Annotated in this window: 15 protein-coding genes; 14 read left to right on the top strand and 1 reads right to left on the bottom strand. The window is 67.9% G+C overall.

What is annotated here, in order from left to right:
• Nucleotides 1-17 precede the first annotated feature (17 nt).
• The 10 genes from rpsN to BM228_RS08980 all read left to right on the top strand — a co-directional run bounded on the left by rpsN (nucleotide 18) and on the right by BM228_RS08980 (nucleotide 5,692).
• Nucleotides 18-323, top strand: a complete 306-nt coding sequence (gene rpsN, locus BM228_RS08935) for a 30S ribosomal protein S14 (protein WP_092039092.1) — start codon at nucleotides 18-20, stop codon at nucleotides 321-323.
• Nucleotides 324-333: 10 nt separating this feature from the next.
• Nucleotides 334-729, top strand: coding sequence for a 30S ribosomal protein S8 (gene rpsH / locus BM228_RS08940; protein ID WP_007557585.1), 396 nt, complete (start codon nucleotides 334-336; stop codon nucleotides 727-729).
• Nucleotides 730-751: 22 nt separating this feature from the next.
• Nucleotides 752-1,285, top strand: a complete 534-nt coding sequence (rplF, locus tag BM228_RS08945; RefSeq protein WP_058192233.1) for a 50S ribosomal protein L6 — start codon at nucleotides 752-754, stop codon at nucleotides 1,283-1,285.
• 10 nt (nucleotides 1,286-1,295) lie between these two features.
• Complete coding sequence (gene rplR / locus BM228_RS08950) at nucleotides 1,296-1,658, top strand: 50S ribosomal protein L18 (protein ID WP_010686176.1); 363 nt, start codon at nucleotides 1,296-1,298, stop codon at nucleotides 1,656-1,658.
• A gap of 112 nt (nucleotides 1,659-1,770) precedes the next feature.
• Nucleotides 1,771-2,358 carry a 30S ribosomal protein S5 gene (gene rpsE, locus BM228_RS08955; protein ID WP_092039094.1) on the top strand — a complete coding sequence of 196 codons (588 nt, stop codon included), beginning with the start codon at nucleotides 1,771-1,773 and terminating at the stop codon, nucleotides 2,356-2,358.
• A gap of 12 nt (nucleotides 2,359-2,370) precedes the next feature.
• Nucleotides 2,371-2,562: a 50S ribosomal protein L30 gene (gene rpmD, locus BM228_RS08960; protein ID WP_007557591.1), complete on the top strand. Its 192-nt coding sequence runs from the start codon at nucleotides 2,371-2,373 to the stop codon at nucleotides 2,560-2,562.
• 10 nt (nucleotides 2,563-2,572) lie between these two features.
• A complete protein-coding gene (rplO, locus tag BM228_RS08965; protein ID WP_092039096.1) occupies nucleotides 2,573-3,079 on the top strand; it encodes a 50S ribosomal protein L15 in 507 nt (168 codons plus the stop codon).
• 154 nt (nucleotides 3,080-3,233) lie between these two features.
• On the top strand, nucleotides 3,234-4,580 hold the full coding sequence (gene secY / locus BM228_RS08970) for a preprotein translocase subunit SecY (RefSeq protein WP_007557594.1): 1,347 nt from the start codon (nucleotides 3,234-3,236) through the stop codon (nucleotides 4,578-4,580).
• Between the two features lie 171 nt (nucleotides 4,581-4,751).
• Nucleotides 4,752-5,354, top strand: coding sequence for an adenylate kinase (locus BM228_RS08975; protein WP_092039098.1), 603 nt, complete (start codon nucleotides 4,752-4,754; stop codon nucleotides 5,352-5,354).
• 107 nt (nucleotides 5,355-5,461) lie between these two features.
• Complete coding sequence (locus BM228_RS08980; protein WP_092039100.1) at nucleotides 5,462-5,692, top strand: hypothetical protein; 231 nt, start codon at nucleotides 5,462-5,464, stop codon at nucleotides 5,690-5,692.
• A 10-nt stretch (nucleotides 5,693-5,702) separates the two neighbouring features.
• Here the strand turns inward: BM228_RS08980 and BM228_RS08985 are convergent, their stop codons facing one another.
• On the bottom strand, nucleotides 5,703-6,065 hold the full coding sequence (locus BM228_RS08985) for a hypothetical protein (protein ID WP_092039102.1): 363 nt from the start codon (nucleotides 6,063-6,065) through the stop codon (nucleotides 5,703-5,705).
• 250 nt (nucleotides 6,066-6,315) lie between these two features.
• Here BM228_RS08985 and rpsM point away from each other — a divergent pair, with 250 nt between their 5' ends.
• The 4 genes from rpsM (at nucleotide 6,316) to BM228_RS09005 (ending at nucleotide 9,270) form a co-directional block, all read left to right on the top strand.
• On the top strand, nucleotides 6,316-6,684 hold the full coding sequence (gene rpsM / locus BM228_RS08990; protein ID WP_092039104.1) for a 30S ribosomal protein S13: 369 nt from the start codon (nucleotides 6,316-6,318) through the stop codon (nucleotides 6,682-6,684).
• A gap of 172 nt (nucleotides 6,685-6,856) precedes the next feature.
• Nucleotides 6,857-7,246 carry a 30S ribosomal protein S11 gene (rpsK, locus tag BM228_RS08995; RefSeq protein WP_007557606.1) on the top strand — a complete coding sequence of 130 codons (390 nt, stop codon included), beginning with the start codon at nucleotides 6,857-6,859 and terminating at the stop codon, nucleotides 7,244-7,246.
• Nucleotides 7,247-7,271: 25 nt separating this feature from the next.
• On the top strand, nucleotides 7,272-8,144 hold the full coding sequence (locus BM228_RS09000; RefSeq protein WP_092039106.1) for an MBL fold metallo-hydrolase: 873 nt from the start codon (nucleotides 7,272-7,274) through the stop codon (nucleotides 8,142-8,144).
• A 106-nt stretch (nucleotides 8,145-8,250) separates the two neighbouring features.
• Complete coding sequence (locus tag BM228_RS09005; RefSeq protein ID WP_092039108.1) at nucleotides 8,251-9,270, top strand: DNA-directed RNA polymerase subunit alpha; 1,020 nt, start codon at nucleotides 8,251-8,253, stop codon at nucleotides 9,268-9,270.
• The last annotated feature ends 70 nt before the right edge of the window (nucleotides 9,271-9,340 follow it).

The following is a 9,340-nucleotide window of genomic DNA, read 5'->3' on the forward strand; positions in this document are numbered from 1 at the left end:
CACCGGAGATAGACCACATGTCGAAGAAAAGCTCAGTCGAGAAGAATGAGGCCCGCAAGACGCTGGTGAAGCGTTTCGCGGCCAAGCGGAAGGCGCTGCTGGACATCGCCAACAACGATACCCTCGAGATGGAGGAGCGCTTCGAGGCGCGCCTCAAGCTCGCGGAGCTGCCGCGCAACTCGTCGGCCACCCGCATCCGCAACCGTTGCGGCATGACCGGGCGTCCGCGCGCGTTCTACCGCAAGATGGGCATCTCGCGCATCGCGCTGCGGGAGCTTGGCAACCGGGGCCTGATCCCCGGCCTGGTCAAGTCGAGCTGGTAAGGAGGTCCCCATGGTCAACGATCCCGTGGGTGACATGCTCACCCGTATCCGCAACGGCCAGCTGCGCCGTCGCAACGTCGTTCAGACGCCCGGCTCGCGCCTGCGCGCCAACGTCCTGAACGTGCTGAAGTCCGAGGGCTACATCCGCGATTACGCGGCCACCGACCTCGGCAACGGCCGCACCGAGTTCGCCATCGAGCTCAAGTACTACGACGGTCGCCCGGTGATCCGCGAGATCAAGCGCGTGTCGAAGCCGGGCCGTCGGGTCTACTCGTCCGTCGGCGATCTGCCGCACGTGGCCGACGGCCTCGGCGTCACCATCGTCTCCACCCCGCAGGGCGTCATGGCCGATCACGAGGCGCGCGAGCGCAACGTCGGCGGTGAAGTGCTCTGCACCGTATTCTGATCGGGACGGAGGAGGTTATCCCATGTCTCGCGTAGGCAAGAAGCCCGTTCCCGTGCCGGCCGGCGTCACCGCCACCGTCACCGGCCAGACGGTGAAGATGAAGGGCTCGAAGGGCGAGCTGCAGTTCGACGTTCCCGCGCTGGTCAGCGTGGCGATGAAGGACGGCGCCATCGAGGTCCAGCCAATCAACCAGTCCAAGCCCGCGCGCTCCCTCTGGGGCACGTCGCGGGCTCAGATCGCCAACATCGCCGAGGGCGTGTCGAAGGGCTTCGAGAAGAAGCTCGAGATCACGGGCGTCGGCTATCGTGCGGCGATGGCCGGCAAGGCTCTCAAGCTGTCGCTCGGCTACAGCCACGACATCGAATACGCGATCCCCGCCGGGATCACGATCGTTACCCCGAAGCCCACCGAGATCACGATCACCGGGATCAACCGCCAGCAGGTCGGTCAGGTCGCCGCCGAGATCCGCGATTACCGCGGACCCGAGCCCTACAAGGGCAAGGGCGTGAAGTACGCGGGCGAGTTCATCTTCCGCAAGGAAGGCAAGAAGAAGTAAGGAGGGCATCATGTCTCGCAAGCTCGAAGCCCTCGATCGCCGCAAGGCGCGCGTCCGTCGCGCGCTGCGGGCGGCCGCCAACGGCCGTCCGCGGCTCTCGGTGTTCCGCTCGTCGAAGCAGATCTACGTGCAGGTCATCGACGACGTCGCCGGCAAGACGCTGGCCGCCGCCTCGTCGATCGACAAGGCGCTCAAGGGTGAACTCAAGACCGGCGCCGACGTCGCCGCCGCCAAGGCGGTGGGCAAGCTGGTAGCCGAGCGCGCCAAGGCCGCCGGCGTCACGAAGGTAATCTTCGACCGCTCCGGCTACATCTACCACGGCCGCGTCGCGGCCGTCGCCGAAGCCGCCCGCGAGGGTGGCCTGGAGTTCTGAGGAACTCTCTCCGCGCGGCGTGATACCCGCGCGGCCATTCCCTCCCGTTTCCGGCGAGGGGAATCGAGCGAGCGGATCCGAGGATCCGCGCTAGTGAGATAGGTTAGACAACATGGCACGTGAACGGGAAGGCGGGGGCCGCGGCCGCCGCGATGATCGCGAGGAGCGCGATAGCGAATTCGTGGACAAGCTCGTCCACATCAACCGCGTCGCCAAGGTGGTGAAGGGTGGCCGTCGCTTCGGCTTCGCGGCCCTCGTCGTCGTCGGCGACCAGAAGGGCCGCGTCGGCTTCGGCCACGGCAAGGCCCGTGAGGTGCCTGAGGCGATCCGCAAGGCGACAGAGGCGGCCAAGCGCGGCCTGATCCGGGTGTCGCTGCGCGAGGGCCGGACCCTGCACCACGACGTCAACGGACGTCACGGCGCCGGCAAGGTGATCCTCCGCGCGGCCCCGCAGGGTACCGGCATCATCGCCGGCGGCCCGATGCGCGCCGTGTTCGAGACCCTCGGCATGCAGGACGTCGTCGCCAAGTCGCTCGGCTCCTCGAACCCCTACAACCTCGTGCGCGCCACCTTCGAGGCGCTCAAGAACGAGGACAGCCCGCGCTCCGTGGCGGCCCGCCGCGGCATCAAGGTTTCGAGCCTCCAGGCCCGTCGCCGCGACGCCGATCCGGCCGACCAGTCCGAAGCTGCGGTCGCGTAAGGGGAGGGTCCGATGGCACAGAAGACCGTCCGTATCGAACAGATCGGCTCGCCGATCCGCCAGGAGGCCAGCCAGCGCCAGACGCTGATCGGCCTCAAGCTCAACAAGCTCCACCGCGTGTCCGAGCTGGAGGATACCCCCTCCGTGCGCGGCATGATCCGCAAGGTTGCGCACCTCGTGCGCGTCCACGGCGACGTGGCGTGAGGAGGTTCCGATGAAGCTCAACGAGATCAGCGACAATCCCGGCGCAACCAAGAATCGGATGCGCGTCGGTCGGGGCATCGGCTCCGGCAAGGGCAAGACCGCCGGCCGCGGCGTGAAGGGTCAGAAGGCCCGGACCGGCGTGTCCATCAAGGGCTTCGAGGGCGGTCAGATGCCGCTGCATCGTCGCCTGCCGAAGCGCGGCTTCAACAACCTCTACGCCCAGGACCTGAACGAGGTGAACCTCGGCCGGATCCAGGAGGCGGTGGAGGCCGGCAAGCTCGACAAGGCCGCGACCGTCACGGTCGAGACCCTGGTGGCCGCCGGCATCATCGCCCGTCCCCGCGACGGCGTGAAGCTGCTCGGCGTCGGCGAGCTGACCGCGAAGCTCAGCTTCGAGGTCACCCGCGCCTCCAAGTCCGCCATCGAGGCGGTCGAGAAGGCCGGCGGTTCGGTCACTGTCGCGTTTGCGACGGGTGTTTCGCATCGCGGCGGCGCCAAGGCCGAGGCCACGGCCTGACGGCTGGCCTAAGAGCGACGCGGAGCCCCGTTGCACGGGCCCCGCAGAGCCTTTAAGCCGATCCTCCGAGCGGCGGCCCTGCGACCACGCGGGCCGCCGTTTTCATTTCATCCGGGCATGCTTGGCCCGGCGACACTCCCAGGACGCGACGCTTATGGCCTCAGCAGCCGAGCAGCTTGCCGCCAACCTCAACTTCGGGGCGATCGCCAAGGCCGATGAGCTGAAGAAGCGCATCTGGTTCACCCTGGGCGCCCTCGTGGTGTTCCGGCTGGGCACCTACATCCCGATCCCCGGCATCGATCCGGAGCAGTTCGCCCGCAACTTCCAGCAGCAGGCCGGCGGCGTGCTCGGGCTGTTCAACATGTTCTCCGGCGGTGCCGTCGAGCGCATGGCGATCTTCGCCCTCAACATCATGCCGTACATCTCGGCCTCGATCATCGTTCAGCTGCTCACCTCGGTGATCCCGAGCCTGGAGGCCCTGAAGAAGGAGGGCGAGTCCGGCCGCAAGGTGATCAACCAGTACACCCGCTACCTCACGGTGGTGCTGGCGCTGGTGCAGTCCTGGGGCATCGCCATCGGCCTGCAGAGCTCGTCCGCGGCCATCGATCCCGGCCCGTTCTTCCTGGCCTCAACGGTGATCACGCTGACCGGCGGCACGCTGTTCCTGATGTGGGTCGGCGAGCAGATCACCTCGCGGGGCATCGGCAACGGCTCGTCGCTGATCATCTTCGCGGGCATCGTCGCGCACCTGCCGGTGGCGATCGCAGGCGCCCTGGAGCTCGGCCGGACCGGCGCGCTCTCCCCGGTGATCATCCTGGGCGTCGCCGTGGCGGCCGTGGTGCTGGTCTACTTCATCGTGTTCATGGAGCGCGCCCAGCGCCGGCTCCTGATCAACTACCCGAAGCGCCAGGTCGGCAACCGCATGTACGAGGGCCAGACCTCGTTCCTGCCGCTGAAGCTCAACACCTCGGGCGTCATCCCTCCGATCTTCGCCTCGTCGCTGCTGCTCCTGCCGGCCACCGCCGCGAGCTTCTCCGCCAATGGCGGCAGCACCGGCTGGTTGGGTACCGTGACGGCCTATCTGGGCCACGGGACGCCGCTGTTCATGGCGCTCTACGCGGCGCTGATCATCTTCTTCACGTTCTTCTACACCGCCGTGGTGTTCAACCCGCAGGAGACCGCGGACAATCTGAAGAAGCACGGCGGCTTCATCCCGGGCATCCGGCCGGGCGAGCGCACCGCGGCCTTCATCGACAAGGTGCTGACCCGGATCACGGTGATCGGCGCCCTGTACCTGACCCTGGTCTGCCTGTGCCCGGAGATCCTGTCCTCCTACGCCTCGGCGAGCCTGGGCTTCGGCGGCACGTCGCTGCTGATCGTGGTCTCGGTGACCATGGACACGGTCGCCCAGATCCATGGGCACCTAATGGCCCATCAGTACGAGGGCCTGGTGAAGAAGGCCAAGCTGCGTGGCGCCTCGACCACGCAACGCCGCCGCTGATCCTGCTACAGAGGCGGGACGAAGCCACCGACGACCCCGCCTCTGACCAAAAGGTCCGGATGCCTTCGGGCCCGGGACCGGTTAGAAAAAACACGACACGGGCGATGCCGGGGAGGCGTCGCCACCCGCCGCTTGGGCCCGTAGAGAGTCGGGCCGGACGAGGACAACGCCATGCGCATCATTCTGCTCGGCCCCCCCGGCGCGGGGAAGGGGACGCAATCCGAGCGGATCGTACAGCGCTTCGGCATCCCGCAGCTGTCCACGGGCGACATGCTGCGCGCGGCGGTCGCCGCCGGTACGCCGGTGGGCCTCGAGGCCAAGGCGGTGATGGAATCGGGCGGGCTCGTCTCCGACCGGATCGTGGTCGGCATCGTCGCCGACCGGATCGAGGAGCCGGACGCGAAGCGCGGCTTCATCCTCGACGGCTTCCCCCGCACGGTCGCCCAGGCCGAGGCGCTGAGCTCCATGCTGGCCAGCAAGGGCATGGATCTCGATGCGGTGATCGAGTTCAAGGTCGACGAGAACGCGCTGGTCGGGCGCATCGAGAAGCGCGCGGCCGAGACCCAGGCCCGCGGTCAGGCGGTGCGCAAGGACGACACCCCCGAGGTGTTCAAGCAGCGCCTGGAGGCCTACCGGGCCCAGACGGCGCCGCTCTCGGCCTACTACGCCAAGACAGGCCTGCTGCAGACGGTCGACGGCATGCAGCCGATCGACACCGTGACTGGTGAGATCATGGGGTTGCTGGAGCCGCACGCGGAACGCGTCGCGTCCTGACAGGATCGCCGGCACGGCGCCGCTTTGAGCGGCCTGCCGGCGGATCCATCGATGAACCTCAGTTCAAGTCGGAGGTTGAGGGGCAGGCCCCGATCGGAAGCCCCTCCATGACCGTCCTCCGCATCCCCGTGAGCCTTCTCCTGGTCGCCATTGTGGTGACACCGCTCCCGGTCGCCGCGCAGAGCCCGGCGCAATCCTTTGTGTATGGCGAGAAGCGTTTCCGGAACGCGTGTCGCCCGCCGCTCAAGTACGCGGCCGGGGCCTGCGTCCGTCGCTGCCCGGCGGGCTATCGGAATACAGGCGGCTATTGCCGGTTCCAGAGCCAGCGCTTCCGCTGAGAGAACCACGTCAAAGCTCGGTTCGCCGCTCGGCTCGGAGCGCCCCGAAAAAGTTCACGATGTCCATCGGCAGGGCCCGGCGGCCGAAGAGGCGGTCGGGGTTGCCGTCGCTGCGGCCGTCGCGCAGTTCCACCATCGCGGTCATGCGATTGTAGCGGAACACCATCCGGCGGCCGGCGAAGGTGGCCCAGAGCAGGCCGGGGCCGTCATCCTCTTCCTGGAGGGCGATCGAGCCGGGCTCGGCCTCGGTGAGGATCCCGCCGGTCACCGCCAGAATCACCGGGACGACCTCCTCGGCATTCTCCTCGGCGGCCCGGAGGACCGAATCGGCGAAGGCCCGCAGGGTGGCGCCGTCGCTGGTGAGAACCGACATCTGTGCTCCTTCGAGGACCGGAGTCCGATCCGCGCGCGGCGCATGGCGGCGCGGCCGATCGTTCACGGGTCGTTGACATATCGCCCTGCGCACGCTAGCAGGCCGTCCTTCGTCCAACCGATCGCTGGTCCGAGGTACCCTGTCAGGGGCTGCCCACGGGCTACGTTGTCGTTTGGCGCGCGCAGGGGCCGGCCTCCACCGGACGCGCGCGAGCACCGCCCGGTTTCCGGGCCTTAGATGGAGCGTGATTATGGCCCGTATCGCAGGCGTCAACATCCCGACCAACAAGCGCGTCGTCATCGCGCTGCAGTACATCCACGGCATCGGCGCTAAGAAGGCCGAAGAGATCACCCAGAAGGTGAACATCCCCGCCGAGCGCCGGGTGAACCAGCTCACCGACGCTGAGGTGCTCTCGATCCGCGAGACGATCGACCGCGATTACGTGGTCGAGGGCGACCTGCGCCGCGAAGTCTCGATGAACATCAAGCGCCTGATGGATCTCGGCGCCTATCGCGGCCTGCGTCACCGCAAGCAGCTGCCGGTCCGCGGCCAGCGCACCCACACCAACGCCCGCACCCGCAAGGGTAAGGCGAAGCCGATCGCCGGCAAGAAGAAGTAAGTTTTGCACTTGGAAGGCCGTGCTTCGCTCGGCCTTCCGTTCGTCGCGCCGGGTGTCCCGCGAGGGTCCCGGCACCGGCCGAACCGCCCCGCACAGGCGCGCCGGCCAAGTCCCAAAAAGAATCCCGAGCGCCTGGAATTACGGGCGCGCTTGAAGGAAGAGTGAGACCCGAATGGCCAAGGAACCGCAACGCGTCCGCCGCCGCGAACGCAAGAACATCGTGTCGGGCGTCGCCCACGTGAACGCCTCGTTCAACAACACGATGATCACCATCACGGACGCGCAGGGCAACACGATCTCGTGGTCGTCCGCCGGCGCGATGGGCTTCAAGGGCTCGCGCAAGTCCACGCCGTATGCCGCCCAGGTGGCTGCCGAGGACGCCGCCCGCAAGGCCTCCGAGCACGGCATGCGCACCCTCGAGGTCGAGGTCTCCGGCCCGGGTTCGGGTCGTGAGTCGGCCCTGCGCGCCCTCCAGGCCGCGGGCTTCACAGTCACCTCGATCCGCGACGTGACCTCGATCCCGCACAACGGCTGCCGTCCGCGCAAGCGTCGTCGGGTCTGAACCAACCGGTTTGACGGAGAAGCTCATGACGGGATCGAAGCCGCTTCCGGGCGTGCTGCGTTGGAACCTCGGCGACCTCACGGTCACCGCGCTCAACGACGGCTGGTTTCAGGCCAGCCTCGATCTCGTCACGGGGATCCCGAAGGACGAAGCCGGCCAGTTGCAGGTCGCGGGCTTCCGCACCGAGCAGCCCAAGATCACGCTGAACGCCTTCCTGATCACCGGCGCCGGCCGCAAACCGGTGCTGATCGATTCCGGATACGGCGATTTCGCCCCGGTGGAGACCCTGGGGCGGTTCAGCACGGCGCTGGCGCTCACCGGCGTCAAGCCGGAGGAGATCGAGACCGTCCTGGTCACGCACCTGCATCCCGACCATGTCGGCGGTCTGGTGTCGAACGGGGCGGCCCGGTTCCCGAACGCCGAGATCGTGGTCCACGCGGACGAGACGGCCTACTGGCTCACCGACGAAGCGCTCTCCCGGGCGCCGGACGCGGCCAAGCCGTATTTCGAGGGCGCCCGCAAGGCGGTGGCGCCCTACGCCAAGCGGACGCGCGAGCATCGGGGCGGCGAGGTGCTGCCGGGCATCACGGCGGTCCACCTGCCGGGCCACACCCCGGGACATTGCGGTTTCCGCGTCGTCTCCGGTGGACAGTCGCTGCTGATGTGGACGGATGTGGTGCACCTGCCCGCGATCCAGTTCAAGAACCCGGAGGCGGGTGTCGGATTCGACGTCGATGGCGACCAGGCGCGGGCGACGCGCAAGGCCATCATGGACGAGGTCGCCAGCGACCGGACCTTCATCGCCGGGGCGCATCTCGAATTCCCGGCGCTGGGCTACGTGGACCGGGATGGGGCGGGCTACCGCTTCGTGCCGGCCCTCTGGGTCGGCGGCGAGTAACAAACTTTGCATTCAGGGACCGTTCGGGGCGCCAGGGGGCGGCGCCGGACGGCCGAAGCGCGGGGACGGGCGTCGCGGATCCCGGGCATGGACGAGAGGTAGGATCGTGGTCATTCAGAAGAACTGGCAGGAACTGATCAAGCCGAACAAGCTGCAGGTCTCGACCGGCGACGACCCGAAGCGGGTCGCCACGGTCGTGGCCGAGCCGCTCGAGCGCGGCTTCGGCACCACGCTCGGCAACGCCCTGCGGCGCGTGCTCCTGTCCTCGCTCCAGGGCGCGGCTGTGACCTCGGTGCAGATCGACGGCGTGCTGCACGAGTTCTCCTCGATCCCGGGCGTCCGCGAGGACGTCACCGACATCGTCCTGAACATCAAGACCATCGCGATCCGGTCGCAGACCGATGCGCCCAAGCGCATGACCCTGCGCAAGACCGGCCCGGGCACCGTCACGGCCGGCGATATCGGCACGGTCGGCGACATCCAGATCCTGAACCCGGACCTGGTGATCTGCACCCTGGACGACGGCGCCGAGATCCGCATGGAGTTCACGGTCGCTACCGGCAAGGGCTACGTCCCGGCCGAGCGCAACCGCCCCGAGGACGCGCCGATCGGCCTGATCCCGGTGGACTCGCTGTTCTCCCCCGTGACCAAGGTCAGCTACCGCGTCGAGACCACCCGTGAGGGCCAGGATCTCGACAAGGACAAGCTGACGATGACGATCGAGACCAACGGCGCCGTGGGCCCGGAGGACGCGCTCGCCTACGCGGCGCGGATCATCCAGGACCAGCTGCAGGTCTTCGTGAACTTCGAGGATCCGCGCAAGGAAGAGGCCGCGCCGCTCGCGCCGCAGCTGCCCTTCAACCCGGCGCTGCTCAAGAAGGTCGACGAGCTGGAGCTGTCGGTTCGTTCGGCGAACTGCCTGAAGAACGACAACATCGTCTATATCGGCGACCTGATCCAGAAGTCCGAGGGCGAGATGCTGCGGACCCCGAACTTCGGCCGCAAGTCGCTCAACGAGATTAAGGAAGTGCTGGCCGGCATGGGCCTGCACCTCGGCATGGATATCCCCGGCTGGCCGCCGGAGAACATCGAAGATCTCGCCAAGCGCTTCGAAGAGCACTACTGAGGCGAAGCCGCCTCGGGCCGGACTTGGCGGCGCTGATCGGCGCTGTCTGTTTGGCCGATCCAGATCCGGG

Origin of the sequence: Methylobacterium pseudosasicola, assembly GCF_900114535.1 — a bacterium.
GTDB lineage: Bacteria > Pseudomonadota > Alphaproteobacteria > Rhizobiales > Beijerinckiaceae > Methylobacterium > Methylobacterium pseudosasicola.

Coding starts and splice junctions, on each gene's coding strand:
- rplF (WP_058192233.1), top strand. CDS start 752: ATGTCTCGCGTAGGCAAGAAGCCCGTTCCCGTGCCGGCCGGCGTCACC.
- rpsE (WP_092039094.1), top strand. CDS start 1,771: ATGGCACGTGAACGGGAAGGCGGGGGCCGCGGCCGCCGCGATGATCGC.
- rpsK (WP_007557606.1), top strand. CDS start 6,857: ATGGCCAAGGAACCGCAACGCGTCCGCCGCCGCGAACGCAAGAACATC.
- rpsH (WP_007557585.1), top strand. CDS start 334: ATGGTCAACGATCCCGTGGGTGACATGCTCACCCGTATCCGCAACGGC.
- secY (WP_007557594.1), top strand. CDS start 3,234: ATGGCCTCAGCAGCCGAGCAGCTTGCCGCCAACCTCAACTTCGGGGCG.
- BM228_RS09000 (WP_092039106.1), top strand. CDS start 7,272: ATGACGGGATCGAAGCCGCTTCCGGGCGTGCTGCGTTGGAACCTCGGC.
- BM228_RS08980 (WP_092039100.1), top strand. CDS start 5,462: ATGACCGTCCTCCGCATCCCCGTGAGCCTTCTCCTGGTCGCCATTGTG.
- BM228_RS08975 (WP_092039098.1), top strand. CDS start 4,752: ATGCGCATCATTCTGCTCGGCCCCCCCGGCGCGGGGAAGGGGACGCAA.
- rpsN (WP_092039092.1), top strand. CDS start 18: ATGTCGAAGAAAAGCTCAGTCGAGAAGAATGAGGCCCGCAAGACGCTG.
- rpsM (WP_092039104.1), top strand. CDS start 6,316: ATGGCCCGTATCGCAGGCGTCAACATCCCGACCAACAAGCGCGTCGTC.
- rplO (WP_092039096.1), top strand. CDS start 2,573: ATGAAGCTCAACGAGATCAGCGACAATCCCGGCGCAACCAAGAATCGG.
- rpmD (WP_007557591.1), top strand. CDS start 2,371: ATGGCACAGAAGACCGTCCGTATCGAACAGATCGGCTCGCCGATCCGC.
- BM228_RS08985 (WP_092039102.1), bottom strand. CDS start 6,065: ATGTCGGTTCTCACCAGCGACGGCGCCACCCTGCGGGCCTTCGCCGAT.
- rplR (WP_010686176.1), top strand. CDS start 1,296: ATGTCTCGCAAGCTCGAAGCCCTCGATCGCCGCAAGGCGCGCGTCCGT.